Annotated in this window: 22 protein-coding genes; 16 read left to right on the top strand and 6 right to left on the bottom strand. The window is 72.3% G+C overall.

From position 1 onward, the window contains the following. Positions 1–77: 77 nt before the first annotated feature. The 3 genes from AC069X_RS34015 to AC069X_RS34005 form a co-directional block, all read right to left on the bottom strand. On the bottom strand, positions 78–1,361 hold the full coding sequence (locus AC069X_RS34015; RefSeq protein WP_478734826.1) for an MFS transporter: 1,284 nt from the start codon (positions 1,359–1,361) through the stop codon (positions 78–80). A 174-nt stretch (positions 1,362–1,535) separates the two neighbouring features. Continuing rightward, complete coding sequence (locus tag AC069X_RS34010) at positions 1,536–2,192, bottom strand: MBL fold metallo-hydrolase (RefSeq protein ID WP_478734824.1); 657 nt, start codon at positions 2,190–2,192, stop codon at positions 1,536–1,538. A 9-nt stretch (positions 2,193–2,201) separates the two neighbouring features. After that, the gene (locus AC069X_RS34005) at positions 2,202–2,897 is read right to left on the bottom strand and encodes a maleylpyruvate isomerase family mycothiol-dependent enzyme (protein WP_478734822.1); all 696 of its coding nucleotides are present in this window, start codon (positions 2,895–2,897) and stop codon (positions 2,202–2,204) included. A gap of 188 nt (positions 2,898–3,085) precedes the next feature. Here AC069X_RS34005 and uvrA point away from each other — a divergent pair, with 188 nt between their 5' ends. Continuing rightward, positions 3,086–6,028, top strand: a complete 2,943-nt coding sequence (gene uvrA / locus AC069X_RS34000) for an excinuclease ABC subunit UvrA (RefSeq protein ID WP_478734820.1) — start codon at positions 3,086–3,088, stop codon at positions 6,026–6,028. A 301-nt stretch (positions 6,029–6,329) separates the two neighbouring features. On the opposite strand, the gene AC069X_RS33995 is transcribed toward uvrA, so the two are convergent. Next, entirely contained in the window at positions 6,330–6,980 is a 651-nt protein-coding gene (locus AC069X_RS33995) for an NAD(P)-dependent oxidoreductase (RefSeq protein ID WP_478734818.1), read from the bottom strand. A gap of 67 nt (positions 6,981–7,047) precedes the next feature. Between AC069X_RS33995 and AC069X_RS33990 the strand changes: the two genes are divergently transcribed. Next, positions 7,048–7,653, top strand: coding sequence for a TetR/AcrR family transcriptional regulator (locus tag AC069X_RS33990; RefSeq protein WP_478734816.1), 606 nt, complete (start codon positions 7,048–7,050; stop codon positions 7,651–7,653). A gap of 195 nt (positions 7,654–7,848) precedes the next feature. On the opposite strand, the gene AC069X_RS33985 is transcribed toward AC069X_RS33990, so the two are convergent. Then, entirely contained in the window at positions 7,849–8,724 is an 876-nt protein-coding gene (locus tag AC069X_RS33985) for a carbohydrate kinase family protein (protein WP_478734814.1), read from the bottom strand. Positions 8,725–8,805: 81 nt separating this feature from the next. Here AC069X_RS33985 and AC069X_RS33980 point away from each other — a divergent pair, with 81 nt between their 5' ends. Further along, the gene (locus AC069X_RS33980; protein WP_478734812.1) at positions 8,806–9,237 is read left to right on the top strand and encodes a Rieske (2Fe-2S) protein; all 432 of its coding nucleotides are present in this window, start codon (positions 8,806–8,808) and stop codon (positions 9,235–9,237) included. 68 nt (positions 9,238–9,305) lie between these two features. Here the strand turns inward: AC069X_RS33980 and AC069X_RS33975 are convergent, their stop codons facing one another. After that, complete coding sequence (locus AC069X_RS33975; protein ID WP_478734810.1) at positions 9,306–10,256, bottom strand: hypothetical protein; 951 nt, start codon at positions 10,254–10,256, stop codon at positions 9,306–9,308. A 250-nt stretch (positions 10,257–10,506) separates the two neighbouring features. On the opposite strand from AC069X_RS33975, the gene AC069X_RS33970 reads away from it, so the two are divergent. The 13 genes from AC069X_RS33970 to pgi all read left to right on the top strand — a co-directional run bounded on the left by AC069X_RS33970 (position 10,507) and on the right by pgi (position 26,421). Then, positions 10,507–11,145: a papain-like cysteine protease family protein gene (locus AC069X_RS33970; RefSeq protein ID WP_478734808.1), complete on the top strand. Its 639-nt coding sequence runs from the start codon at positions 10,507–10,509 to the stop codon at positions 11,143–11,145. 5 nt (positions 11,146–11,150) lie between these two features. Then, the gene (locus AC069X_RS33965) at positions 11,151–11,954 is read left to right on the top strand and encodes a hypothetical protein (protein WP_478734907.1); all 804 of its coding nucleotides are present in this window, start codon (positions 11,151–11,153) and stop codon (positions 11,952–11,954) included. Positions 11,955–12,222: 268 nt separating this feature from the next. Further along, on the top strand, positions 12,223–14,226 hold the full coding sequence (gene uvrC, locus AC069X_RS33960) for an excinuclease ABC subunit UvrC (protein WP_478734806.1): 2,004 nt from the start codon (positions 12,223–12,225) through the stop codon (positions 14,224–14,226). Further along, a complete protein-coding gene (rapZ, locus tag AC069X_RS33955) occupies positions 14,223–15,191 on the top strand; it encodes an RNase adapter RapZ (protein WP_478734804.1) in 969 nt (322 codons plus the stop codon). The genes uvrC and rapZ overlap by 4 nt, the downstream gene beginning before the upstream one ends. Next, positions 15,188–16,255, top strand: coding sequence for a gluconeogenesis factor YvcK family protein (locus tag AC069X_RS33950; protein WP_478734802.1), 1,068 nt, complete (start codon positions 15,188–15,190; stop codon positions 16,253–16,255). Before rapZ ends, AC069X_RS33950 begins: the two co-directional genes overlap by 4 nt. Then, the gene (whiA, locus tag AC069X_RS33945) at positions 16,246–17,241 is read left to right on the top strand and encodes a DNA-binding protein WhiA (protein WP_030237199.1); all 996 of its coding nucleotides are present in this window, start codon (positions 16,246–16,248) and stop codon (positions 17,239–17,241) included. Before AC069X_RS33950 ends, whiA begins: the two co-directional genes overlap by 10 nt. A gap of 150 nt (positions 17,242–17,391) precedes the next feature. Beyond that, positions 17,392–20,352: a M14 family metallopeptidase gene (locus AC069X_RS33940; RefSeq protein WP_478734800.1), complete on the top strand. Its 2,961-nt coding sequence runs from the start codon at positions 17,392–17,394 to the stop codon at positions 20,350–20,352. 232 nt (positions 20,353–20,584) lie between these two features. After that, a complete protein-coding gene (gene gap, locus AC069X_RS33935; RefSeq protein WP_478734798.1) occupies positions 20,585–21,589 on the top strand; it encodes a type I glyceraldehyde-3-phosphate dehydrogenase in 1,005 nt (334 codons plus the stop codon). A gap of 134 nt (positions 21,590–21,723) precedes the next feature. Beyond that, positions 21,724–22,935 (top strand): phosphoglycerate kinase, encoded by a 1,212-nt coding sequence (locus AC069X_RS33930; RefSeq protein ID WP_478734796.1) that lies wholly within the window; start codon positions 21,724–21,726, stop codon positions 22,933–22,935. 6 nt (positions 22,936–22,941) lie between these two features. Further along, positions 22,942–23,727, top strand: coding sequence for a triose-phosphate isomerase (tpiA, locus tag AC069X_RS33925; protein ID WP_478734794.1), 786 nt, complete (start codon positions 22,942–22,944; stop codon positions 23,725–23,727). Between the two features lie 115 nt (positions 23,728–23,842). Beyond that, a complete protein-coding gene (secG, locus tag AC069X_RS33920) occupies positions 23,843–24,076 on the top strand; it encodes a preprotein translocase subunit SecG (RefSeq protein ID WP_478734905.1) in 234 nt (77 codons plus the stop codon). Positions 24,077–24,255: 179 nt separating this feature from the next. Further along, positions 24,256–24,591 carry an RNA polymerase-binding protein RbpA gene (locus AC069X_RS33915; protein ID WP_007263454.1) on the top strand — a complete coding sequence of 112 codons (336 nt, stop codon included), beginning with the start codon at positions 24,256–24,258 and terminating at the stop codon, positions 24,589–24,591. A 174-nt stretch (positions 24,592–24,765) separates the two neighbouring features. Beyond that, entirely contained in the window at positions 24,766–26,421 is a 1,656-nt protein-coding gene (gene pgi, locus AC069X_RS33910) for a glucose-6-phosphate isomerase (protein ID WP_478734903.1), read from the top strand. Positions 26,422–26,567 lie beyond the last annotated feature (146 nt).

Genomic DNA, 26,567 nt, shown 5'->3' with positions numbered 1-26,567 from the left:
ACGCAGGCCGGCCGCACGGAAGACGGGCCCGGGAGCCGCTGCTCCCGGGCCCGTCCCCGTTCCGCCGCGTACCCGCCTCAGGCCACCGCCGGCTCCGTCCGGGCCGCCCGGGCCAGGGCTGGCCGGGTGTCCGGGAGCAGGGCGAAGCAGCCGAGGCTGACCAGCGAAACCACCGTCAGGTACACCGCCACGCCCCACGGCGGACCCGAGCCGCCCGACAGGGCCGTCGCCACGATCGGGGTCAGCGCGCCGCCCAGCACACCGCCCAGGTTGTAGCCGACGGCGGCCCCGGTGCAGCGGACGCGCGGGGCGTACAGCTCGGGCAGGTAGGCGCCGACCACGGCGAACATCACCACCATCGCCAGCAGCGCGCCGACGCAGCCCAGCGTCATCAGCAGCGGGTCCGCCGTGCTCAGCAGGGCGACGAAGGGGAACATCCACACCGCGCACGCCGCGCTCCCGGCCAGGCACAGCGGCCGCCGCCCCCAGCGGTCGCCCAGCACCGCCAGCGGCGCGGTGACCAGCCCCTTGACCAGGACCGCCGCCATCACGATGGCCAGCATCACCGTACGGTCCACGCCCGGGCGGCCGGTGGCGTACGCGAGGGACCAGGTGGTGACCGAGTAGAACACGGCGTACCCGACCGCCATCGCCCCGCCGGTCAGCAGGAGCAGCCGCCAGTGGCCGCGCAGCACCTCGGCGAGCGGCGCGTCGGCCTGCCGCCCGGCCTCGGCGAGCGCCCGGAACTCCGGGGTCTCCTCGACCGACCGGCGCAGCCACAGCCCGGCCAGCGCCAGCAGCCCGGCGGCCCAGAACGGCACGCGCCAGCCCCAGGAGGTGAACTGGGCGTCGCTCAGGGTCCCGGACAACGCCAGCGTCAGGCCGTTGGCCAGCAGGAAGCCCGCCGCCGGGCCCATCTGCGGGAAGCTCGACCACAGCCCCCGGCGCCGCTCCGGAGCGTGCTCGGCGGTGAGCAGGACCGCCCCGCCCCATTCGCCGCCCAGCCCGAGGCCCTGGAGGAAGCGCAGCAGGAGCAGCAGGACCGGCGCGGCGATGCCGATGGTGGCGAAGGAGGGCACGCAGCCCACGGCCACCGTGGCGACGCCGGTCAGCAGCAGGGACCCGAGCAGCACCGGGCGGCGCCCGTAGCGGTCGCCGATGTGGCCGAAGAGGACGGAGCCGAGCGGGCGGGCGAGGAAGCCCACGCCGAAGGTGCCGAACGCGGCGAGGGTCCCGGCGAGCGGGGAGAACGAGGGGAAGAAGAGCGGGCCGAGCACCAGGGCGGCGGCCGTGCCGTAGACGAAGAAGTCGTAGAACTCGATGGCGGTGCCGACCAGGGAGGCGGTGGCCAGGCGCAGCATCGAGGGCGATGAGGGGGAAGGGGACGGGGAGGGGTGTTGTTGCATGGTGCAGCAACTACCCCAACCCGCGCCCCCAGGACATGCGTTCGGTCAAGGTCGACCGGAAGGAGTGCACGGCGCCGCGGGGTTGACCGCGGCCACCGGCCGTGCCGGCGGATCACCGGCGGCTTCGGCTCACCAGCCGCGCTCGCGCCATTCCGCCAGGTGCGGGCGCTCGGCGCCGAGCGTGGTGTCGTTCCCGTGCCCCGGGTAGACCCAGGTCTCGTCCGGCAGCTGCTCGAAGAGCTTGTGCTGGACGTCGTCGATGAGGCTGGCGAAGTTCTTCGCGTCGCCCCACGTGTTGCCCACGCCGCCCGGGAAGAGGCAGTCGCCGGTGAACACGTGCGGGTGCCCGTGCGGGTCGTCGTAGACCAGCGCGATCGAGCCGGGGGTGTGCCCGACCAGGTGCCGCGCGGTCAGGGAGACCCGCCCGACGGTGATCGTGTCGCCGTCCTGGACCGGGACGTCCGTGGGGACGGGGATGCCCTCGGCGTCGTACGCGCCCGCGTAGGTGCGCGCGCCGGTGGCGTCGACGACGGCCTGGAGGGCGCCCCAGTGGTCGCCGTGCTGGTGGGTGGTGACGACGGACGCGATGCCGTCGTCGCCGATCAGGTGCAGCAGCGTGTCCGCCTCGGCCGCCGCGTCGATCAGCAGCTGCTCGCCGGTGGCCCGGCAGCGCAGCAGGTACGCGTTGTTGTTCATGGAACCCACCGCGACCTTGGAAATCATCAGGTCCGCGAGTTCGTGCACGTCGGCCGGACCGCCGACCTTGACCGCTCCGCTGTACGTCATGTCGGAATCCTAGAGCGCGGGGAGTTCGGGGAGGCGGTCACCGGTCACGACGGCGAGGTGGGCGCCCTTGAGGCCGCGGCCGGCCAGCCAGCCGAGCAGCTCGTCCTTGGGGCCGCTCAGGGTCACGGGAGTGCCCTCGGTGCCGCCCGTGCGCGCGACGGGCTCGCCGCCGGGGTCGGTGAGGGTGACCGGCGGGACGTCGGGGCGGCCGGACCAGCGGTCGGCGAGGAAGGCGATCTCCCGGTCGGTGAACTCGTCGGGGAGGTCGGAGAGCTCGTAGCCGATGTTCAGGTCGACGTGGTGGAGCTCGACCTCGACGAGGCGGCGGAAGGGCACGTTGGCGGCCAGGTCGGTGACGCCGTTGCGCAGCTCGACGGTGCGGCCCCAGTCCTGGGCGGGCTCCGAGACGGCCGTGAAGCGGGCCGCGGAATCACGGAGGTCCCCCAGGTGTTCTTCCAGGGGCCGGCCGGAGTCGCGCTCGATGTCCGCGTCGCGGGCGGCGGCGCTCTCGTACATGGGGCGGCCCTCGAAGACGTTGACGAGGGCGTCGGCGTTGCGCGCCAGGTGGGCCAGGATGTGGCCGCGGGTCCATCCCGGGAGGTGTGACTCCTCGGAGAGGGAGGCGTTGTCCAGTTTCGCGACCGCGTTCAGCAGCCGCTCCGTGGCTTCACGTACAGAGGCCAGGTCGTGCACATGATCAGTCATGGAACCGAGCCTAGTGGTCCCGGCGCCCCGGCCACACGATCGGGTGAAGCGGTCTTGCGAGTGCCGTAAATCGAATGTGCGTGCTATACGCTCGGAAGTCCAGACCCACTCCATCGCAGAGGCGCCCCCCATACCCTGGACAGCCGGGGGCCCGTGCCCCCGCTCTCTCAAGAAAGGTGCGGACCGGCGTGACCGACCGTCTCATCGTTCGTGGCGCTCGCGAGCACAACCTGAAGAACGTCTCGCTCGACCTGCCCCGCGATTCCCTCATCGTCTTCACCGGACTCTCCGGCTCGGGCAAGTCCTCCCTGGCCTTCGACACGATCTTCGCCGAGGGCCAGCGCCGCTACGTCGAGTCGCTCTCGTCGTACGCCCGCCAGTTCCTGGGGCAGATGGACAAGCCCGACGTCGACTTCATCGAGGGCCTCTCGCCGGCCGTCTCGATCGACCAGAAGTCGACCTCGCGCAACCCCCGCTCGACCGTCGGCACCATCACCGAGGTCTACGACTACCTCCGCCTGCTCTTCGCCCGCATCGGCAAGCCGCACTGTCCCGAGTGCCGCCGCCCGATCTCCCGGCAGTCGCCGCAGGCGATCGTCGACAAGGTCCTCGCGCTCCCCGAGGGCAGCCGCTTCCAGGTGCTGTCCCCGCTGGTCCGCGAGCGCAAGGGCGAGTTCGTCGACCTCTTCGCCGACCTCCAGACCAAGGGCTACAGCCGGGCCCGGGTGGACGGGAAGACCATCCAGCTCTCCGAGCCGCCCACGCTGAAGAAGCAGGAGAAGCACACCATCGAGGTGGTCGTCGACCGCCTCACCGTCAAGGAGGGCGCCAAGCGCCGGCTCACCGACTCCGTCGAGACGGCGCTGGGCCTCTCCGGCGGCATGGTCATCCTGGACTTCGTCGACCTCGCGGAGGACGACCCCGAGCGTGAGCGGATGTACTCCGAGCACCTCTACTGCCCGTACGACGACCTCTCCTTCGAGGAGCTGGAGCCGCGCTCCTTCTCCTTCAACTCGCCCTTCGGCGCCTGCCCCGAGTGCACCGGCATCGGCACGCGCATGGAGGTGGACCCCGAGCTGATCGTCCCGGACGAGGACAAGTCCCTGGACGAGGGTGCCGTCTCGCCGTGGTCGCTCGGCCACACCAAGGACTACTTCCAGCGGCTGATCGGAGCGCTCGCCGAGGAGCTGGGCTTCCGGACCGACATCCCCTGGGCCGGGCTCCCGCAGCGCGCCAGGAAGGCCCTGCTGTACGGCCACAAGACCCAGATCGAGGTCCGCTACCGCAACCGGTACGGGCGCGAGCGGGCGTACACCACGGCCTTCGAGGGCGCGGTCCCGTTCGTGAAGCGGCGGCACGCCGAGTCCGAGAGCGACGCCAGCCGCGAGCGCTTCGAGGGTTACATGCGCGAGGTGCCCTGCCCGACCTGTGAGGGCACCCGGCTCAAGCCGATCGTGCTCGCGGTGACGGTGATGGAGCGCTCCATCGCCGAGGTCGCCGCGATGTCGATCAGCGAGTGCGCGGACTTCCTGGGCCGGCTGAAGCTCGACGCCCGCGACAAGAAGATCGCCGAGCGCGTCCTCAAGGAGGTCAACGAGCGGCTGCGCTTCCTCGTGGACGTGGGCCTGGACTACCTTTCGCTGAACCGCGCGGCCGGCACCCTCTCGGGCGGCGAGGCCCAGCGCATCCGGCTGGCCACGCAGATCGGCTCCGGCCTGGTCGGCGTGCTGTACGTGCTGGACGAGCCGTCCATCGGCCTGCACCAGCGCGACAACCACCGCCTGATCGAGACGCTGGTGCGGCTCCGGGACATGGGCAACACGCTCATCGTCGTCGAGCACGACGAGGACACGATCAAGGTCGCCGACTGGGTCGTGGACATCGGCCCGGGCGCCGGCGAGCACGGCGGCAAGGTGGTGCACAGCGGCTCGCTGAAGGAGCTGCTGGAGAACGGCGAGTCGATGACCGGCCAGTACCTGTCGGGCCGGAAGTCCATCCCCGTGCCGGACGTCCGCCGGCCCGTGAACGGCGACCGCAGGCTCACCGTCCACGGCGCCAAGGAGAACAACCTGCGGGACATCGACGTGTCCTTCCCGCTGGGCGTCCTCACGGCGGTCACCGGCGTCTCCGGCTCCGGCAAGTCGACGCTGGTCAACGACATCCTGTACACGCACCTGGCGCGCGAGCTCAACGGCGCCCGGTCGGTTCCGGGCCGCCACACGCGGGTGGACGGGGACGACCTGGTCGACAAGGTCGTCCACGTCGACCAGTCGCCGATCGGCCGGACCCCGAGGTCCAACCCGGCGACGTACACGGGCGTCTTCGACCACGTCCGCAAGCTCTTCGCGGAGACGATGGAGGCGAAGGTGCGCGGCTACCTGCCGGGCCGCTTCTCCTTCAACGTCAAGGGCGGCCGGTGCGAGAACTGCTCCGGCGACGGCACGATCAAGATCGAGATGAACTTCCTGCCGGACGTCTACGTCCCGTGCGAGGTGTGCCACGGCGACCGGTACAACCGGGAGACGCTGGAGGTGCACTACAAGGGCAAGTCCATCGCGGAAGTCCTGAACATGCCGATCGAGGAGGCGCTGGGCTTCTTCGAGGCGGTGCCGACGATCGCGCGGCACCTGAAGACGCTGACGGAGGTGGGGCTGGGGTACGTCCGCCTCGGCCAGTCGGCGCCGACCCTCTCGGGTGGTGAGGCGCAGCGCGTGAAGCTGGCGTCGGAGCTGCAGAAGCGGTCGACGGGACGGACGGTGTACGTCCTGGACGAGCCGACGACGGGCCTGCACTTCGAGGACATCTCGAAGCTGATCAAGGTGCTGTCCGGGCTGGTGGACAAGGGGAACTCGGTGATCGTCATCGAGCACAACCTCGACGTCATCAAGACCGCGGACTGGGTCGTCGACATGGGCCCGGAGGGTGGCTACGGGGGCGGTCTCGTGGTCGCCGAGGGCACGCCGGAGCAGGTCGCGTCGGTGGGCGCGAGCCACACCGGCAAGTTCCTGCGGGACATCCTGGGGGCGGAGCGGATCTCGGACGCCGCGACGCCGGTGCCTCCGGCGAGGAAGCGGGCGGCGAAGAAGGCGGCCCCGGCGAAGAAGGCCGCGGCCCGCTCCCGCAAGGCGTAACCCCCGGGGCGGGGCGGGGGTGCCGCTGTGCAGGCTGCTGCTCCCCGCCCCGCCCTTCGCTCGTTCCCCGGGCCGCGCCCGGACCTCCTCCCGGAGGCTCCGCCCCCAGGGGGTCCGGGCCCCATACGCCGGCGGGGCTGGGATTGCCGGTGCGGGTCCGGGCAGCGCCTGGGGAACCGGTGGAAGGGCGGGCAGGGGACCTCGCCCGCGCAGCGGCACGCCGGCCCGCACGCGACCCACCGGCCCCAGCCCCGACCCCGCCGGCCGCATGCCGCACGGCGAAGCGGCGCGGCGAGAGTGGTCAGGCGGCGACGCCGAGGGCGTGTCCCGCCGTCGACGGATCATCCAGGGAGCTGAGGAGCGCGTCGGCGACATCCGCGCGGGCGATGACCTTCCCGCCCGGCACATTGGCGTCGAGGGCCCGCCGGTACGCACCGGTGCGGGGCCGGTTCAGCAGCCGCGGCGGCCGGACCACCGTCCACTCGGCCCGGCTCGCCCCGATCGCCGCCTCCATGACCGCCAGGTCCGCGTACAGGTCCCGCAGGAACCGCCGCAGCAGCGGGTAGACCACCATCCGCGTCAGGGCCCCGTCCTCCGGCGCGTCCGGCGCCACCGGGGCGGCGCTGACCGCGGACAGCCGGCTCACCCCGGCCCGGTCCATCGCCGAGACGATCGCCCGCAGCGCCGGCCCGGCGATCGGCGTCAGCCGGGCCTGCTTGTTGTTCGCGGGGCCGAGGGCCGAGACCACCGCCTCCCGCCCGGCGATGACGGGCAGCAGCGCCTCCTCGTCCGTCAGGTCCGCCACCACCGCCACCAGCAGGCGGTCGTGGGCCGGCACGTCCAGTCGCGCCGGGTCGCGGACGACCGCCGTCACCTCGTGGCCCGCGTCCAGCGCCTGCCGGACCACCTCGCGGCCGACGCCGCCCGTCGCTCCGAACACCGTGATCTTCATCGTGGTACTCCCGCCCAAAGGTGGTGGGTGAGTACTCACTCACCCCTGTGTCCACTAGGGTGAGTGAATGCCCACCCCTACGTCAAGCCGTCCCGCCTCCGAGAGGCTGCTGGACGCCGCCGAGACCCTCATGCGCACCATCGGCCTCGCCAACACCACCACCAAGGCCATCGCCCGCGAGGCGGGCTGCTCCGAGGCAGCGCTCTACAAGCACTTCGCCAACAAGGAAGAGCTGTTCGTGCGCGTCCTCATGGAGCGCACCCCCAACGCGGGCCCGCTCATGGCCGCCCTCACGGCCGAGCCCGGGGAGGGTGGCGGGGAGGAGGTGCTGGCCAGCATCGCCCGGCACGCCTCGCTCTTCTACGCCGAGGCCATGCCGATGGCCGCCTCGCTCTTCGCGGAACCCTCCCTGCTCACCCGCCACCGCGAGGGGGTCCAGAAGATCGGCGCCGGCCCGCACGTGGTGCTGGACGCCCTGGAGGGGCGGCTGCGCCGCGAGCTGGACGCCGGCCGGCTCCGGGAGGGGGCCGACCCCCGGGCCGCCGCCGCCCTGCTGCTGGGAGCCTGCTTCCAGCGGGCCTTCTTCCTGCACTTCTCCGGCGTCGAGGTGGTTCAGCCGGTCGAGGAGTTCGCCCCCGCGCTCGCCCGGACCCTGTGGGCCGCCATCGGCTGACCCCCCGGGCCGCCGGTCCGCCGGGCCCCCGGTCCGCCGGGTCCGCCGGGTCCCCCGGGTCCCCCGGGCCGCCGGGCCGCCGGGCCCGCCAGGCCCCCGGGTCGCCAGGTCCACCGGGCCGTCGGGTCCGCCGGGGCCCTCGGATCGCCAGGCCCCCAGGGCCGCCGGGTCCGCGGGGTCCCCGGGTCCGCCGGGCTACAGCTCCGCCGCGTACGGGGGCTCGGCGCCCGCCCGGGTGCAGGTCAGCGCGGCCGCGTGGGCCGCGTAGGCCAGTACGTCCGGCCAGTCCGCCGAGCCCGGGTCCCCGGCTCCCGCGAGCCGGTGCAGCAGCGCCGCGTTGACGGTGTCACCCGCGCCGATCGTGTCGGCCACGGCGACCGGGCGGGCCGCCGCGCTGTGCTCCGCGCCGTCCGGGGTCCACGCCGTCAGGCCGGCCGCGCCCCGGGTGAGCACCACCGCCGACGGGCCGGCCGCCAGCCAGTCCCCGACCCGGCCGCCCAGCCAGGCCGCGTCCTCCTCCGAGAGCTTGAGCACGGACACGTACGGCAGCCACCCCAGGAACCGCTCCCGGTACGCCGCCGGGTCCGCGATCAGCGCCGGGCGGACGTTGGGGTCCAGCAGGGTCAGCAGCCCGCGCCCCGACTCCCGGCGCAGCAGCGCCTCGTACGCGGACGCGCCCGGCTCCAGCACCAGCGAGCAGGTGCCGAGCGCGAGGGCCCGTGCCGTCGGCGGCAGTGCGGGCGGCAGGGCGAAGAGCCGGTCGGCGGTCCCCTCGACGTAGAAGCCGTACACGGCGGAGCCGTCCGGGCCCAGCGAGGGCACGGCCAGCGTGGTCGGCTCGGGCCCGCGCTGCACCAGCGAGAGGTCCACCCCGGCGGCCCGCAGCCCGGCCAGCAGGCTCTCGCCGAAGCCGTCCGCCGACACCCGGGAGCAGAAGGCGACCTCGGCGCCGAGGCGGCCCAGCGCCAGGGCGGTGTTGTAGGGCCCGCCGCCGGGCCGGGGCAGCAGGGCACCCGCCGGCCGCTCGACGGGCACGAGGTCGATCAGGGCTTCTCCACCGACGACGATCACGCGGGGGAAGGTATCCCATCGGACGCCGGTATCGTCGGGTTGACCCCGTCCGGGGGCCCGTCACCGCGCCAGGAGAACAGCATGTCCGCGTCACAGCCCGCCGCTCGCCGTACCGTCCTCAAGGGTGCCGCGGCGCTCGCCGGGGCCGTGGGCGCGGGGACGGCGCTCACGGCGTGCTCCACCGAGACCAACAGTGGCGGCGGCACCCCGGCCGTGCCGAAGGAGCCGGTCGAGCTGGGCGGCGCGGCCGACGTCCCGGTCGGCGGCGCGAAGCTGTTCCGCGAGCGGAAGGTCGTCGTCAGCTGTCAGGCGGAGGGCCAGTACAAGGCGTTCAGCGCCCAGTGCACCCACGCCGGCTGCGTCCTCGACAAGATCGTCGAGGGTGAGGGCAACTGCCCCTGCCACGGCAGCCGCTTCGACGTCACCACCGGCAAGGTCCTGCGCGGCCCGGCCACCGACCCGCTGCCGGCCGTCCCGGTCAAGGTGGAGAACGGCAAGCTCATCGCGGGCTAGGGGGTGTCCGGCGGCCCGGGCCCGGCCGTGATCCGTCGGACGCCCCCCGGACCCGGCACCGGCGTGGGCTACTCCCAGTCCCAGGCGATGCCCAGGATCCCGCGCCGGACGCCCTGTTCCACCAGGTGCACCGCCCGGTGGCGGCCGCTCGGGGTGAGGTCGCAGAGGGCGGTGCGGGGGGAGTGGGGGCCCGCGCGGGCGAAGCGGCGGCAGCGCACCGGGAGGGCCGCCTCGTCGAAGCGGACCTGGAGCATGTACTGCCCGCCCGCGTAGCTGAAACCCCGTACGTATTCGGTGCTGCGCCCGCCGGTGCCGTCCTCGACCCCGTAGCCGAAGACGTACGTGTCCCCGCGCCGCAGCCGCGCGTCGAAGAGCAGCTCGGCAACCACCACCCCGGCCTCCGGGTGGCAGCGCACCCGGCCCGTGCGGCAGTTCTCGTACGCCGTCACCTCCACCCGCCGCGCGTCGCAGCCGGGGTCGCCGTGGTGGATGGCCAGGTAGCGGTCGACGCCGTCGCGGTGGGCCCGGACGATCTGCTGCGACTCCCGCGTGCGCAGCTCGCCGCCCGCGCCGATGCGGACCCGCTCGTGGTGGCCGACCGAGTGCAGGCCGCCGTCCGCCGGCAGCTCCATCCCGGCCAGCAGCCGCTCCACCGCCGCTCCCACGCTGACCAGCGCCCGGTAGGAGCGGGCGGCCGGGCGGGCCGGGCCCGCTCCGGGGCCGGGGTCGGCCAGCAGGCGCAGCAGGGCGCCGCCGGGCAGGACGAGGATTTCCTCCAGGGCGGAGACCGCCCGCAGGGATTCGGGGTGCCGGGGCCGCCGGGCGCCCTGCTGCCAGTAACTGAGGCTGGTCACCCCGAGCTTGATGCCGCGCGCCGCGAGCCGCTGCTGCACGCGCTGGAGGGGCAGGCCGCGGGCGGCGAGGGCGGCGCGCAGGGCGAGGTGGAAGGGCCCGGCGCGCAGCAGCTCGTCCAGCTCCGGTCTGCCTGGCGTGCCCGGCCGGTCGCCGCTGGGCCGCATCGCGACTCCTCTGTGAACGTTCACACGCGCCGGGTGGGGGGCCCGGCCGGTGGTGCCGGGAGACCTGGTGGAACGGCAGCAACCGTTCACACCGCAGCCCCACCGTTCACACTGCAATGTCACCGCGTATTGAAGCGTGTTGACCTGATCGCGACAACACCCTGATGCTCCTCCACAGCGTCCGGACGCGCTCCTCCACCCCCACACACCCCGAGTCCCCACCTCGGGTCCCCACCTCGGGAGGAACGCGATGCGCAACAGAAGCGGGCGGCCGTCCCCGGCCGCCCTGGTTCCCGCCCTCATGTCCGCCCTGCTCCTCGTCCTGCTGCCCCTCGGCATCGGCGCCGGTACCGCCACCGCCGCCGACGCCCGCACGGGCGCGGGCCCCGACACCCCGAGCACGGCACTGGCGTACAAGAGGCTCGGCATCACCATGCAGGCCCAGCAGAAGACCAACTGGTGCTGGGCCGCCGGCGGCAACACCATCGCCGCCTGGTTCGGCCGCAACCACAGCCAGAACCAGTTCTGCAACGCCGCCTTCAACCGCCAGCAGGGCACCGAGTGCCCCAACAACCAGGCCACCCTGGGCAACGTCCAGACCGCCCTGCGCTGGGCCGGCATCAGCTCCGGCAGCTACGTGAACGGCTGGCTCCAGTACTCGACCGTACAGACCGAGATCAACGCCAACCGGCCCGTCGAGACCCGCATCCAGTGGTCCAACGGCGGCGGCCACATGCACGTCCTCTACGGCTACGACACCGCCAACAGCTGGGTCTACTGGGGCGACCCCTGGCCCTCCAGCGACCGCTACAACTGGGCCTCCCACGCCTGGTACGTCGACAACGGCACCTTCTCCTGGACCCACTCCCTCTACCGGATAGGGGCGTGACCGCCATGACCCCGCGCGCCTCCGCCGCCGCCCTGGTCCTCGCGGCCGCCGCCACCGCCGCCGTCCTCGTACCGGTCACGGCCGGGCAGGCCGCCGCCGCCCCCGTACCGCAGCCCCAGGCCGCCACCGCCGAGCACAGGGCGGCCGCCCGTGAGGCCGCCGCCGCACCCGGCACCCTGGCCACGCTCTCCCGGTTCTTCGCCCGCGAGGGGAAGGTGTCGGCGGCCGCCGCCGCGCCCCGGGTCGAGGGGGAGCCGATCCCCGTGAGCCACCTGTCCCCCGACTTCGTCGCCGGGAAGGCCGGGGCGCCGGTGGCCCGGCTGGAGTTCCTCGCGAGCGAGGCCGTCTCCTCCGACGGGCAGAAGGCGGCGCTGTGGACCGCCCGCACGGAAGCCGGCTGGCAGGTCGTGAACATCGCCACCGGCGACGACGAGTTCCGCTACGCCCGGCTCGGAGCGGGGAAACTGCCCGGCGGGACCATCTTCCGCGAGCCCCAGATCGACGGATGGTACGTGGCCCGGGGCGACCGGGTGCTGCCGCTGGACGAGGACGCGGCGCGGGCCGTGGGGGACCGGGGCACGACGCTCGCCGCGTACCGGGCCCGGGTGACGGGACTGTACGGGGACAAGCTGCCGGGCTCCGCGTACGCCGAGGAGGGCCGGGCCGGGGGCTTCGACGTGCCCGCCTCCGGCTCCGGGGCCGGCGGCCTGCCGGTGGCCTTGGCGGCCGGCGGTGCCGGGGCGCTGGCGCTCGGCGCGGGCGGAGCGGTGCTCCTGCTGCGGCGGCGCCGGGGTGGCCTCGGGGCCTAGCCGGGGCCCCTGCCCTGCCGGGCGGGCGGTGCCGGATGCCGGCCGGCAGGGTGCGGCGGGCGGGGGCGGGTGGGGCGGCCTCGCGTGGCTGGTCCCCTCCCCTCCCCGCCCTTCGCCCGTTCCCCGGGACCGCGCCCCGGCCCCCTGGGGGCCGCGCCCCCGGACCCCCGGCGCCTGAAACGCCGGCCGGGCCGGATGCGCCGACGGGGCTGGTCTCGCCCAACCCGGCTGCGGGGGGTTGTCGGCCCTCGCCAGTAGGGTGGTTGGCATGGCCGACCCTTCCAGTTACCGTCCCGAGCCCGGGCAGATCCCCGACTCCCCGGGGGTCTACAAGTTCCGCGACGACCACCGCAGGGTGATCTACGTCGGGAAGGCCAAGAGCCTGCGCCAGCGGCTGGCGAGCTACTTCCAGGACATCGCCGGCCTGCACCCCCGGACCGCCACCATGGTCACCACCGCCGCCTCCGTCGAATGGACCGTCGTCTCCACCGAGGTCGAGGCGCTCCAGCTCGAATACTCCTGGATCAAGGAGTTCGACCCCCGCTTCAACGTCAAGTACCGGGACGACAAGAGCTACCCCTCCCTCGCGGTCACGATGAACGAGGAGTACCCCCGGGTCCAGGTCATGCGCGGGCCCAAGAAGAAGGGCGTGCGCTACTTCGGCCCGTACGGGCACGCCTGGGCCATCCGCGAGACCGTCGACCTGATGCTCCGGGTGTTCCCGGTGCGCACCTGCTCCGCCGGCGTCTTCAAGCGCTCCGCGCAGATCGGCCGGCCCTGCCTCCTCGGGTACATCGGCAAGTGCTCCGCGCCCTGCGTCGGCCGGGTCACCCCCGAGGAGCACCGCGAACTCGCCGAGGACTTCTGCGACTTCATGGCGGGCCGCACCGGCACCTACCTCTCCCGGCTGGAGAAGCAGATGCACGAGGCCGCCGAGGAGATGGAGTACGAGAAGGCCGCCCGGCTGCGCGACGACATAGGCGCCCTGCGCCGCGCGATGGAGAAGAACGCCGTCGTCCTCGCCGACGCCACCGACGCCGACCTCATCGCGGTCGCGGAGGACGAGCTGGAGGCGGCCGTGCAGATCTTCCACGTGCGCGGCGGCCGGGTCCGCGGCCAGCGCGGCTGGGTCACCGACAAGGTCGAGGCCGTGGACACCGCAGGGCTCGTCGAGCACGCCCTCCAGCAGCTGTACGGGGAGGAGAAGGGAGAGGCCGTCCCCAAGGAGGTGCTCGTCCCGGCGCTGCCCGAGGACACGCCAGCCCTGAGCCAGTGGCTCGCAGGCCGGCGCGGGTCCGGCGTCAGCCTGCGCATCCCGCAGCGCGGCGACAAGAAGGCGCTGATGGAGACCGTCCACCGCAACGCCCAGCAGTCCCTCGCCCTGCACAAGACCAAGCGCGCCGCCGACCTCACCACCCGCTCCCGGGCCCTGGAGGAGATCGCCGAGGCCCTGGAGCTCGACGGGGCGCCCCTGCGCATCGAGTGCTTCGACATCTCCCACCTCCAGGGCGACGACGTCGTGGCGTCGATGGTCGTCTTCGAGGACGGGCTCGCCCGCAAGAGCGAGTACCGCAGGTTCCAGGTCAAGAGCTTCGCGGGACAGGACGACGTCCGGTCCATGCACGAGGTCGTCTCCCGGCGCTTCCGCCGCTACCTCCAGGAGAAGCTCAAGACGGGGGAGTGGGACGCGGAGGACGGGGAGGTCCCCGAGGACGACGGGCGGCCCAAGCGCTTCGCCTACCCGCCGCAGCTCGTCGTGGTCGACGGCGGGCAGCCCCAGGTGGCGGCCGCCAAGCGGGCCCTCGACGAGCTCGGGATCGACGACGTGGCGGTGTGCGGGCTCGCCAAGCGGCTGGAGGAGGTCTGGCTGCCCGGTGAGGACGACCCCGTCGTCCTGCCCCGCACCAGCGAGGGCCTCTACCTGCTCCAGCGGGTACGTGACGAAGCCCACCGCTTCGCCATCCAGTACCAGCGCAACAAGCGCGGAAAGCGCCTGAAGGCGGGCCCGCTGGACGAGGTACCGGGCCTCGGCGAGAGCCGCAAGCTGGCCCTGGTGAAGCACTTCGGTTCGGTGAAGAAGCTGAGACAGGCGACAATCGACCAGATCTGCGAGGTCCCGGGCATAGGCCGCAAGACGGCGGAGACCGTGGCCGCCGCCCTCGCCGGGGCGGTTCCCGCCGGTCCTGCCGTCAATACGGCGACAGGAGAGATCATTGAGGACGAGGCCTCCGCACCTGCGGAGACATCGTCCGAACGGGGGACCGCGCCATGACCGAGCACGAGACCGCACAGACCGCACAGACGAACGAGCACGACCGAGACGGAGCACAGGTGAGTACGGGCACGACCGTGGAGCCCGGCGACAACGCCGAGGCGGCCATCCCCGAGCTGGTGATCATCTCCGGGATGTCCGGAGCCGGCCGCAGTACGGCGGCCAAGTGTCTGGAGGACCTCGGCTGGTTCGTCGTCGACAACCTCCCGCCGGCGCTGATCCCCACCATGGTGGAGCTGGGCGCCCGCTCCCAGGGCAACGTGGCACGGATCGCCGTCGTCGTCGACGTCCGCGGCCGCCAGTTCTTCGACGCCCTGCGCGAGTCCCTCTCCGACCTGGAGTCCCGCGGGGTCACCCGGCGCATCGTCTTCCTGGAGTCCTCCGACGACGCGCTGGTCCGCCGCTTCGAGTCGGTCCGCCGCCCGCACCCCCTCCAGGGCGACGGCCGCATCGTCGACGGCATCGCCGCCGAGCGCGACCTGCTGCGCGAGCTGCGCGGCGACGCCGACCTGGTCATCGACACCTCCAGCCTGAACGTGCACGAGCTGCGCGCCAAGATGGACGCCCAGTTCGCGGGCGACGAGGAGCCCGAGCTGCGGGCCACCGTCATGTCCTTCGGCTTCAAGTACGGCCTGCCCGTCGACGCCGACCTCGTCGTGGACTGCCGCTTCATCCCCAACCCGCACTGGGTGCCCGAGCTGCGCCCCTTCACCGGGCTCAACGAGGAGGTGTCGGGCTACGTCTTCAGCCAGCCCGGCGCCAAGGAGTTCCTCGACCGCTACACCGAGCTGCTCCAGCTCATCGCCGCCGGCTACCGCCGCGAGGGCAAGCGGTACGTCACCATCGCGGTCGGCTGCACCGGCGGCAAGCACCGCAGCGTGGCCATGTCCGAGAAGCTCGCCGCCCGCCTCGCCTCCGAGGGAGTCGAGACCGTCGTCGTCCACCGGGACATGGGGCGCGAGTGACCGGACGGACCCTGCGGCTGCGCCGTCTGCGCCGCCTCACCCCCGGCCGGGGTGAGGAGGGCGCGGGCCGCGCCGGCCGCCGCGGCGCGGCGTCGAAGGTGGCCGCACCCAAGGTCGTCGCCCTGGGCGGCGGCATGGGCCTGTCGGCCTCCCTCGCCGCGCTGCGCCGGATCACCGGCGAGCTCACCGCCGTGGTCACCGTCGCCGACGACGGCGGCTCCAGCGGCCGGCTCCGGGAGGAGCTGAGCGTGCTGCCGCCCGGCGACCTGCGCAAGGCGCTGGCCGCGCTGTGCGGGGACGACGACTGGGGCCAGACCTGGGCCCGGGTCATCCAGCACCGCTTCCAGTCCGAGGGCGACCTGCACGGGCACGCCGTCGGCAACCTGCTGATCGTCGCCCTGTGGGAGCAGCTCGGCGACCCCGTCCAGGCCCTCGACCTGGTCGGGAAGCTGCTGGGCGCGCAGGGCCGGGTGCTGCCGATGTCGGCGGTGCCGCTGGAGCTCCAGGCCCTGGTCAAGGGGCACGACCCGGCGCGCCCGGACGACGTCGACACCGTCCGGGGCCAGGCCACGGTGGCCCTCACCCCGGGCGAGGTGCTCTCCGTCCAGGTCGTGCCCGCGGACCCGCCGGCCGTGCCGGAGGCCGTGGCCGCCGTGCTCGACGCCGACTGGGTGGTGCTCGGCCCCGGATCCTGGTTCTCCTCCGTGATCCCGCACCTGCTGGTGCCGGAGCTGCTGGACGCGTTGGTACAGACCAAGGCCCGGCGGGTCCTGTCCCTGAACCTGGCGCCGCAACCCGGTGAAACCGAGGGCTTCTCTCCGCAGCGTCATTTGGAGGTTTTGGCCCGACACGCCCCTAAACTCGCCCTGGACGTGGTGCTGGCCGACGAGGCCGCCGTGCCCGACCGCGAGTCCCTCGTCGACGCCGCCAAACGGTTCGGTGCCGCGGTCGAGCTGGCTCCCGTGGCCAGGCAGGACGGCTCTCCGAAGCACGATCCGGAGCTGCTGGCCGCCGCGTACGACCGTATTTTTCGGATGCATGGAAGGATCGGCCCATGGCGATGACGCCCGCGGTGAAGGATGAGATCTCACGCCTCCCCGTCACCCGGACCTGCTGCAGGAAGGCGGAGGTCTCGGCGATCCTGCGGTTCGCGGGCGGCCTGCACCTGGTGAGCGGCCGCATCGTCATCGAGGCGGAGCTGGACACCGGGATCGCCGCCCGGCGGCTGCGCAAGGACATCCTGGAGATCTTCGGTCACTCCTCCGACCTGGTGGTCATGGCCCCGGGCGGCCTGCGCCGGGGCAGCCGCTTCGTGGTGCGCGTGGTGGCCGGCGGGGACCAGCTGGCGCGCCAGACGGGCCTCGTGGACGGCCGGGGCCGCCCCATCCGGGGTCTCCCGCCCCAGGTGGTCTCCGGGGCCACCTGTGACGCGGAGGCGGCCTGGCGCGGTGCCTTCCTGGCCCACGGCTCCCTCACCGAGCCCGGCCGGTCCTCCTCCCTGGAGGTCACCTGCCCCGGCCCCGAGGCCGCCCTGGCCCTGGTGGGCGCCGCCCGCAGGCTCTCCATCGCCGCCAAGGCGCGTGAGGTGCGCGGCGTGGACCGGGTCGTGGTCCGCGACGGCGACGCGATCGGCGCCCTGCTGACCCGCCTCGGCGCGCACGAGTCGGTGCTCGCCTGGGAGGAGCGGCGGATGCGGCGCGAGGTCCGCGCCACCGCCAACCGGCTCGCCAACTTCGACGACGCCAACCTGCGCCGCTCGGCACGGGCCGCGGTGGCCGCCGGAGCCCGGGTGCAGCGCGCGCTGGAGATCCTCGGCGAGGAGGTGCCCGAGCACCTCGCGGCCGCCGGCCGGCTGCGCATGGAGCACAAGCAGGCCTCCCTGGAGGAGCTGGGCGCGCTCGCCGACCCGCCGCTGACCAAGGACGCCGTCGCGGGCCGGATCCGGCGCCTGCTGGCGATGGCCGACAAGCGGGCCCAGGACCTCGGCATCCCGGGCACCGAGTCGAACCTGGACCTCAGCGAGGAGCTGGCCGACAACATGGCGGGCTGACCCGCACGTCCCCCGCGTACTCCGTCACGGGCCCGCACGCGCACGCCGTGCGGGCCCGTTCCGTTCCGTTTGTACCGTTGACATGAGCATCGCCAGATCGTGAGCCTGGCGTCCGAACGCTTTGGTGGCAGACGACGCCCAGGGGGGCACATGAGGCACCGCGCGAGTTCGATCCTCGCCGCAACCGCACTCGTCTTCGGAACCACACTGGCCGCGCTGCCCGTCGCGGCCCACGCCCAGCCCGCGACCGGCACCGCATCCGGCGCCGACGAGGTACGGGTCTACGACGCCGACATCACCCGCGAGCAGGTCCCGCTCGTCCTCGCCGCCGGCCAGGACGCCCACGAGCTCTCGGAGCGCGCGCCGGAGACGGGGACCGCCCGCGTCGAGCTCTTCCTCACCGGGGAGCAGGCCGGACAGCTCTCCGCCCAGGGGATCAAGCTCGCCGAGCGCAGGATCCCCGCCCAGGGACTGGCCCGGGCCAAGGCCGCGGGGGACGGCGTCTTCCGCCCCTACAGCGGCAAGGGGGGCCTCCAGGAGGAGATCCTTCGGACCGCGCGGGAGAACCCCGCGCTCACCAAGGTCGTCTCCATCGGCAAGACCGTCCAGGGCAAGGACATCCTCGCCCTCAAGGTCACGAAGGACGCCAAGAGGACCCGGGACGGCGACAAGCCGTCCGTGCTCTACATGTCCAACCAGCACGCCCGCGAGTGGATCACCCCCGAGATGACGCGGCGGCTGATGCACCACACCCTCGGCAACTACGGCAAGGACCCGCGGATCACCAAGCTGGTGGACTCCACCGAGCTGTGGTTCCTGCTCTCCGCCAACCCCGACGGGTACGACCACACCTTCACCTCCGACAGCACCCGGCTGTGGCGCAAGAACCTCCGCGACAACAACGGCGACGGCCGGATCACCGCGGGCGACGGCGTCGACCTCAACCGCAACTTCTCCTACAAGTGGGGTTACGACAACGAGGGTTCCTCCCCGAGCCCCTCCAGCGAGACCTTCCGCGGACCCACGGCGCAGTCCGAGCCCGAGACCGCCGCCCTCGACGGCTTCCAGAAGCGCGTCGGCTTCGAGTACGCGATCAACTACCACTCGGCCTCCGAGCTGATCCTGTACGGCATCGGCTGGCAGGTGGCCACCCCGAGCCCGGACGACGTCGCGTACAAGGCGCTCGCCGGCACCCCCGAGAACCCCGCCGTCCCCGGCTACCACCCGCAGCTCTCGTCCGAGCTGTACACGACCAACGGCGAGGCCGACGGCCACGCGGCCAACGCCAACGGCGTCATGATGTTCACGCCGGAGATGACCACCTGCCAGACGGCCTCCGGGATCGACCCGGACGACGCCTGGCGGCCCGAGGACTGCGCCTCCGGCTTCAACTTCCCGGACGACGAGAAGCTGATCCAGCAGGAGTTCGCCAAGAACGTCCCCTTCGCGCTGAGCGTCGGCGAGAGCGCCGCCCACCCGGACCGGCCCTCCTCGGCCGTCGGCCTGAGCGCCGCCGACTTCACCCCGGACCCCTTCACCACCTCCTACGTGACCCGGGGCGAGGATCAGACGGTCGCCGTCACGGCCCGCAAGGCCCTCAAGGACAAGCGGCTCAACTTCCGCGTCAACGGCGGCCGTACGCACGACGACGAGCTCAGGGCCTGGAAGGGCGGGAACGTCTACGGCGGCGAGGACAACAACTGGTTCGACGAGTACCGGGCCGAAGTGGACGGCACCAGGCCCGGCGACAAGGTCGAGGTCTGGTTCACCGGCCGCGACCGCGCCGACAAGCTCGTCTCCAGCGAACACTTCACGTACACCGTCGCGCAGCGCCCGCGCGCGGACGTGCTGGTGATCGCCGAGGAGGGCGCGAAGGCGCAGCACGCCCAGGGCTACGTGGACGCGCTGCGCGCCAACGGGAAGTCGGCCGCCGTCTGGGACGTGGCCACCCAGGGCGCCCCCCACCACCTCGGCGTGCTCTCCCACTTCCGCACGGCCGTCCACTACACCGGTGCCGCAGCTCCCGGCGGCCCCACCCAGCTGGCGGTCCGCGACTTCCTCAACGAGGGCGGCAAGCTCGTCGAGGCCGGTGAACTGGCGGGCGGCCGGGCCCTGGTCGGCCGCGCCCTGACCGACGACTTCAGCCAGTACTACCTCGGCGCCTACAACCGGGCCTCCGTCAAGGGCGCGACCGGCTTCACCGGCACCGGCGCCCTCACCGGCGGCAAGGGCGCGCTCGGCGACGCGGCGGGCAACCCGCTCAACGCCCCCGGCGCCTACGGCGTCACCTCCGACAGCCTCCCGCCGGCGCAGTTCCCGCAGTTCAAGAGCGCCCAGGCGGGCCAGTACGCCGGAGTCGTGAACCCGTACGCCCCCTACGCGGGCACCGGGATGGCGTCGGCCGCCCACGAGGACGACGACTGGAAGCGCCTCACGCGCACCATCGACCTCACCCGTGTCACCGCCGCCGACCAGCCGAAGCTGAAGGCGGCCCTCAACTGGAACACCGAAGAGGGCTACGACCACGCCGTCCTGGAGGCCCGTACGGCCGGCGGGGACGACTGGACCACACTGCCGGAAGCGAGCGGGCTGAGCTCCGCCACAGTCCCGGCGGAGTGCGAGGCCGGCTTCTTCGTCAACGGCCACCCGTTCCTGCGCCGCTACCTCACCCTCGGCTCCGGGGGCTGCACCGCCGCGGGCAGTAGCGGAGCGTGGAACAGCTTCACCGGTTCCTCCGGCGGCTGGAAGCAGGTCGCCTTCGACCTGAGCCCCTACGCCGGGAAGACGGTCGAGGTGTCCCTCTCCTACGTGACCGACCCCGGCTCGGGCGGCCGCGGCGTCTACGCCGACGAGGCGCGGCTGTCCGTCGGCGGCGCCGACCAGACCGCCGAGGGCTTCGAGACCTCCCTCGGGGCGTGGACCGCCCAGCCGGCGCCCGCCGGAAGTCCCGACGTCCCGGGAGATTGGTCCAGGACCGGGGAACTGTTCAAGTCCTACGCGGCGGTCACTACGCGTGACACGGTCCTCCTCGGCTTCGGGCTCGAACACCTCCCGGCCGCCGCGGATCGCGCCGCAGTCCTCGGCAGGGCGCTCAAGTCCCTGGACCGGTGATCCACGATCCCGCCCGCGCTCACGCTGGGTGACCGGGCCCAAAGTCCCCGGGGTCCCGTACCGGAGCCATTGGTACAGGGCCTCGGGCATGTACCCCGCTCAGTGCGGGGAGTGTCAGGCTCCGGCCGATGTCACTCAAAAGCTCACAGAGAGGTAGGGTCGTAAGCGGTCGGGGACATCCCATACAGCTCGCCGGCGGGACAGGCCGGCGCACCAACGAGGAGATCGGTTCGTGACGATCCGCGTAGGCATCAATGGTTTTGGCCGAATTGGCCGTAACTACTTCCGGGCTCTTCTCGAGCAGGGAGCGGACATCGAGATCGTCGGTGTCAACGACCTGACGGACAACGCCACCCTGGTGCACCTGCTCAAGTACGACAGCATCCTGGGCCGCCTCAAGGCCGAGGTCTCGCACACCGAAGACACCATCACGGTCGACGGCAACACCTTCAAGACCTTCGCCGAGCGCGACCCCGCCAACCTCCCCTGGGGCGAGCTGGGTGCGGACATCGTCATCGAGTCCACCGGCATCTTCACGAAGAAGGCCGACGCCGCCAAGCACATCACGGCCGGCGCGAAGAAGGTCCTCATCTCGGCCCCGGCCAAGGACGAGGACATCACCATTGTGATGGGCGTCAACCAGGACAAGTACGACGCGGCCAGCCACCACGTGATCTCCAACGCCTCCTGCACCACCAACTGCGTGGCGCCGATGGCCAAGGTTCTCGACGAGAACTTCGGGATCGTCAAGGGCATGATGACGACGGTCCACGCCTACACCAACGACCAGCGCATCCTGGACTTCCCGCACTCGGACCTGCGCCGCGCCCGCGCCGCCGCCGAGAACATCATCCCGACCTCCACCGGTGCCGCCAAGGCCACCGCGCTGGTCCTGCCGCAGCTCAAGGGCAAGCTCGACGGCATCGCCATGCGCGTCCCGGTCCCGACCGGCTCGGTCACCGACCTCGTCCTGGAACTCGACCGCGAGGTCACCAAGGACGAGATCAACGCCGCCTTCCAGAAGGCCGCGGAGGGCCAGCTCAAGGGCATCCTCGACTACACCGAGGACGCGATCGTCTCCTCCGACATCGTGAACTGGCCGGCCTCCTGCACCTTCGACTCCTCCCTGACCATGGTCCAGGGCAAGCAGGTCAAGGTCGTCGGCTGGTACGACAACGAGTGGGGCTACTCCAACCGACTCGTCGACCTCACCGTCTTCGTCGGCGGTCAGCTCTAAGAACGTAGGGCAAGGCAACACGATGTGAGCACAGGGTCCGCTCGGCGCGATGAGGCGCCGTTCGGGCCCTGTCGCTTGCCCGGCCCTCCCGTCCTCGCCCACCGGGCGAAGGTCTCCGAAGGAGTAGGAAACACATGAAGACGATCGACGGACTGCTCGCCGAAGGCGTCGCCGGCAAGCGGGTCTTCGTCCGCGCCGACCTCAACGTGCCGCTCGCCGGCACCACGATCACCGACGACGGCCGCATCCGCGCAGTCCAGCCGACCATCGCGAAGCTCGCCGAGGCCGGCGCGCGCGTGGTCGTCGCCTCGCACCTGGGCCGCCCCAAGGGCGCCCCGGACCCGGCGTTCTCGCTGGCCCCGGCCGCCGAGCGGCTCGGCGAGCTGCTCGGCAAGGAGGTGGCCTTCGCCACCGACACCGTCGGCGCCTCCGCCAAGGAGACCGTCGCGGCCCTCGCCGACGGCCAGGTCGCCGTCATCGAGAACCTGCGCTTCAACGCCGGTGAGACCTCGAAGGACGACGCCGAGCGCGGTGCCTTCGCCGACCAGCTCGCCGAGCTGGCCGACGTCTACGTCGGTGACGGCTTCGGCGCCGTCCACCGCAAGCACGCCTCGGTCTTCGACCTGCCCGCGCGCCTCCCGCACGCGGCAGGCTTCCTCATCGCGACCGAGGTGGGCGTCCTGCAGAAGCTGACCGCCGACGTCCGGCGCCCCTACGTCGTCGTCCTCGGCGGCGCCAAGGTCTCCGACAAGCTCGCCGTCATCGACGAGCTCCTCGGCAAGGCCGACCGCATCCTCATCGGCGGCGGCATGGCCTACACCTTCCTCAAGGCCAAGGGCTACGAGGTCGGCATCTCCCTGCTCCAGGAAGACCAGCTGCCCACGGTCACGGAGTACATGGAGCGCGCCGAGAAGACCGGCGTCGAGCTGGTCCTCCCCGTCGACGTCCTGGTCTCCGCCGACTTCCCGGACCTCAAGGGCAAGACCCCGGCCGACTTCGAGATCGTCGACGCCGACAAGATCCCCGCGGACAAGGAGGGCCTCGACATCGGCCCCAAGACCCGCGAACTGTACGCTTCGAAGATCGCCGACGCCGAGACCGTCTTCTGGAACGGCCCGGTGGGCGTCTTCGAGCACCCCGACTACGCGGGCGGCACCACCGCCATCGCGCGGGCGCTCCTCAACAACGACGGCTTCACCGTGGTCGGCGGTGGCGACAGCGCCGCCGCCGTCCGCATCCTCGGCTTCGACGAGAACGCCTTCGGTCACATTTCCACCGGTGGTGGCGCCAGCCTCGAATACCTCGAGGGCAAGACGCTCCCCGGCCTCGCCGCCCTGGAGGGCTGAACCCCCATGACCAACGTCAACGGCCGCACCCCGCTGATGGCGGGCAACTGGAAGATGAACCTCAACCACCTGGAGGCCATCGCCCACGTCCAGAAGCTTGCCTTCGCCCTCGCCGACAAGGACTACGACGCCGTCGAGGTCGCCGTACTCCCGCCCTTCACCGACCTGCGCTCGGTCCAGACCCTGGTCGACGGCGACAAGCTGAAGATCAAGTACGGCGCCCAGGACATCTCCGCGCAGGACTCCGGCGCGTACACCGGTGAGATCTCCGGCCCGATGCTGGCGAAGCTGAACTGCTCCTTCGTCGCCGTCGGCCACAGCGAGCGCCGCCAGTACCACGGCGAGAGCGACGAGCTGTGCAACGCGAAGGTCAAGGCCGCCTTCAAGTACGGGATCACCCCGATCCTGTGCGTCGGCGAGGGCCTCGACGTGCGCAAGGCCGGCAACCAGGTCGCGTACACCCTGGCCCAGGTCGACGGCGGCCTGAAGGACCTCCCGGCCGAGCAGGCCGAGTCCATCGTGATCGCGTACGAGCCGGTCTGGGCGATCGGCACCGGCGAGGTGGCCACCCCCGAGGACGCGCAGGAGGTCTGCGGGGCGATCCGCGGCCGCCTCGCCGAGCTGTACTCCCAGGAGCTGGCCGACAAGGTCCGCATCCAGTACGGCGGCTCGGTCAAGTCCGGCAACATCGCCGCGATCATGGCCCAGCCCGACGTCGACGGCGCCCTGATCGGCGGCGCGGCGCTCGACCCGGACGAGTTCGTCAAGATCGTCCGCTTCCGCGACCAGTGAGTATGCGGTAGGGCCGATCCGTCGTACCCTTGCGGGGGCCGGGGGCCGCGTACGCGCGGCCTGCCGGCCCCCGCTTCCTCCCAGCAAGCCCAGAAAGTAGGAATCAGCCGTGGTTATGGGGTTCTCGGTCGCCCTGATCGTCTTCAGCGCTCTGCTGATGCTGCTCGTGCTGATGCACAAGGGCAAGGGTGGCGGCCTTTCCGACATGTTCGGCGGCGGCATGCAGTCCTCCGTCGGCGGCTCCTCCGTCGCCGAGCGCAACCTCGACCGCATCACGGTCGTCGTCGGCCTGCTGTGGTTCGCCTGCATCGTCGCGCTCGGCCTGCTCATGAAGTCCAGCGCCGCCTGACGGTTCTGGCCATTCGGGCCGTCCCGCCGGTTGCCCCCGGCCTATCATGAGGTCCTGCGTCCACGGCTGGAGCGAGTAACTCCGGTTGCTGGACGTGCGTTGGGCCTTACGTAGACTGGGGCGCCCCGCAGCGGACATCCCGCACGCTCCGCGGCACCATCACGCAGGGAGTTACGACCGTGGCAAGTGGCAACGCGATTCGTGGAAGTCGGGTCGGAGCCGGGCCGATGGGCGAGGCCGAGCGCGGCGAATCCGCGCCCCGCCTGCGCATCTCCTTCTGGTGCTCGAACGGGCACGAGACGCAGCCCAGCTTCGCCAGCGACGCGCAGGTGCCGGACACCTGGGACTGCCCGCGCTGCGGGTTCCCGGCCGGCCAGGACCGGGACAACCCGCCCGCGCCGCCGCGCACCGAGCCGTACAAGACGCACCTCGCGTACGTCCGCGAACGCCGCACGGACGCCGACGGCGAGGCGATCCTCGCGGAGGCCCTCGCCAAGCTCCGCGGCGAGATCTGAGCCGGCCCGCACGAGGGCGGCACGGCCGCGCACTAGAGCACCACTCGGGGCCCGGCCCGTGGGAGAGCGAATCCCGCGGGCCGGGCCCCTTTGTGTGCGTTGCTCCCCTTCCGATCCCTTAGGTTGGACGCTGGCGGGGCACAACAGGACGGAAGAAGTGGGTTGATGTCCGAGATGAACGCAGACAGCCGTACGAGGCTCAACCGGACGCCCGAGTGGCACGCACTCGGCAAGCACCGGGAAGAGCTGGGGCAGACGCATCTGCGGGAGCTGTTCGAGTCGGACCCGGACCGGGGCACCGGCTACACGCTGCGGGTCGGCGACCTGCACATCGACTACTCGAAGCACCTCGTGACCGACGAGACGCTCGGGCTGCTGCGCGAACTGGCCTCGGCCACCGGTGTGGCGGAGCTGCGGGACGCGATGTTCCGCGGCGAAAAGATCAACGTGACGGAGGACCGCGCGGTCCTCCACACCGCGCTGCGCGCCCCCGGCGACGCGGTCGTCGAGGTGGACGGCGAGAACGTCGTCCCCGGCGTGCACGCGGTCCTCGACAAGATGGCGGCCTTCTCCGACCAGGTCCGGTCGGGGGAGTGGACCGGGTTCACCGGCAAGCGCATCAAGAACGTGGTCAACATCGGCATCGGCGGCTCCGACCTGGGCCCCGCGATGGCCTACGAGGCGCTGCGCGCCTTCACCGACCGCGGCCTGACCCTGAAGTTCGTCTCCAACGTGGACGGCGCCGACCTGCACGAGGCCGTGCGCGACCTCGACCCGGCGGAGACGCTGTTCATCATCGCGTCGAAGACCTTCACCACCATCGAGACCATCACCAACGCCACCTCGGCGCGGGAATGGCTGCTCGCCGGCCTCGGCGGGGACCAGGCCGCCGTGGCACGGCACTTCGTGGCCCTGTCCACCAACGCCGAGAAGGTCGCCGAGTTCGGCATCGACACGGCCAACATGTTCGGCTTCTGGGACTGGGTCGGCGGCCGCTACTCCTTCGACTCCGCCATCGGCCTCTCCCTGATGACCGCCATCGGCCCGGACGCCTTCCGCGAGCTCCTCGCCGGCTTCCACGCCATGGACGAGCACTTCCGCACGGCTCCGCCGGAGAGCAACGCCCCGATGCTGCTGGGCCTGTTGGGCATCTGGTACGGCGCGTTCTTCGACGCGCAGTCGCACGCGGTGCTCCCGTACAGCCACTACCTGTCCCGTTTCACGGCCTACTTGCAGCAGCTGGACATGGAGTCCAACGGCAAGTCCGTTGACCGGGACGGCAATCCGGTGGACTGGCAGACCGGCCCGGTGGTGTGGGGCACGCCCGGCACCAACGGCCAGCACGCCTACTACCAGCTGATCCACCAGGGCACCAAGCTGATCCCGGCGGACTTCATCGGCTTCGCCCGCCCGGTGGCGGAGCTGTCGCCGGTGCTGGAGGCCCAGCACGACCTGCTGATGGCCAACTTCTTCGCCCAGACGCAGGCCCTGGCCTTCGGGAAGACGGCCGAGGAGGTCCGAGCGGAGGGCGTCGCCGAGGCGCTCGTCCCGCACAAGACCTTCCGGGGCAACCACCCGACGACCACCGTCCTCGCGACCGAACTGACCCCGTCGGTGCTGGGGCAGCTCATCGCGCTGTACGAGCACAAGGTGTTCGTGCAGGGCGCGGTGTGGAACATCGACTCCTTCGACCAGTGGGGCGTCGAGCTCGGCAAGGTCCTCGCCAAGCGGGTGGAGCCGGCACTGACGGAGGGCTCGCACGTGGAGAGCCTCGACCCGTCGACGCGGGCGCTGGTGGCCACGTACCGGGAGCTGCGCGGCCGCGGCTGACCGGCGAACGGTCAAGGGCCCCGCACCGGACGCGTACGCGTCCGGTGCGGGGGCCCTCCTGTCCGGATCCCCCCCCTCCCCCCCAGCGGGGGGAGGGGGGGCCCGCCCCGTGGGGCAGTTTGTCACCTGCCCCGTGTGCAACAACC

Source organism: Streptomyces sp. NPDC043896 (assembly GCF_056435605.1).
Note: the sequence above shows the minus strand (reverse complement) of the source record. Positions and strands in the feature narration are given on the sequence as shown.

Bases quoted from the DNA above. Each gene is read 5' to 3' on its own strand.
- AC069X_RS34005 (WP_478734822.1), bottom strand. From the start codon at position 2,897: ATGACTGATCATGTGCACGACCTGGCCTCTGTACGTGAAGCCACGGAG.
- AC069X_RS33990 (WP_478734816.1), top strand. From the start codon at position 7,048: ATGCCCACCCCTACGTCAAGCCGTCCCGCCTCCGAGAGGCTGCTGGAC.
- AC069X_RS33970 (WP_478734808.1), top strand. From the start codon at position 10,507: ATGCGCAACAGAAGCGGGCGGCCGTCCCCGGCCGCCCTGGTTCCCGCC.
- AC069X_RS33975 (WP_478734810.1), bottom strand. From the start codon at position 10,256: ATGCGGCCCAGCGGCGACCGGCCGGGCACGCCAGGCAGACCGGAGCTG.
- AC069X_RS33995 (WP_478734818.1), bottom strand. From the start codon at position 6,980: ATGAAGATCACGGTGTTCGGAGCGACGGGCGGCGTCGGCCGCGAGGTG.
- AC069X_RS33965 (WP_478734907.1), top strand. From the start codon at position 11,151: ATGACCCCGCGCGCCTCCGCCGCCGCCCTGGTCCTCGCGGCCGCCGCC.
- uvrC (WP_478734806.1), top strand. From the start codon at position 12,223: ATGGCCGACCCTTCCAGTTACCGTCCCGAGCCCGGGCAGATCCCCGAC.
- pgi (WP_478734903.1), top strand. From the start codon at position 24,766: ATGAACGCAGACAGCCGTACGAGGCTCAACCGGACGCCCGAGTGGCAC.
- tpiA (WP_478734794.1), top strand. From the start codon at position 22,942: ATGACCAACGTCAACGGCCGCACCCCGCTGATGGCGGGCAACTGGAAG.
- AC069X_RS34010 (WP_478734824.1), bottom strand. From the start codon at position 2,192: ATGACGTACAGCGGAGCGGTCAAGGTCGGCGGTCCGGCCGACGTGCAC.
- secG (WP_478734905.1), top strand. From the start codon at position 23,843: ATGGGGTTCTCGGTCGCCCTGATCGTCTTCAGCGCTCTGCTGATGCTG.
- AC069X_RS33980 (WP_478734812.1), top strand. From the start codon at position 8,806: ATGTCCGCGTCACAGCCCGCCGCTCGCCGTACCGTCCTCAAGGGTGCC.
- AC069X_RS34015 (WP_478734826.1), bottom strand. From the start codon at position 1,361: ATGCTGCGCCTGGCCACCGCCTCCCTGGTCGGCACCGCCATCGAGTTC.
- whiA (WP_030237199.1), top strand. From the start codon at position 16,246: ATGGCGATGACGCCCGCGGTGAAGGATGAGATCTCACGCCTCCCCGTC.
- AC069X_RS33930 (WP_478734796.1), top strand. From the start codon at position 21,724: ATGAAGACGATCGACGGACTGCTCGCCGAAGGCGTCGCCGGCAAGCGG.
- rapZ (WP_478734804.1), top strand. From the start codon at position 14,223: ATGACCGAGCACGAGACCGCACAGACCGCACAGACGAACGAGCACGAC.
- AC069X_RS33940 (WP_478734800.1), top strand. From the start codon at position 17,392: ATGAGGCACCGCGCGAGTTCGATCCTCGCCGCAACCGCACTCGTCTTC.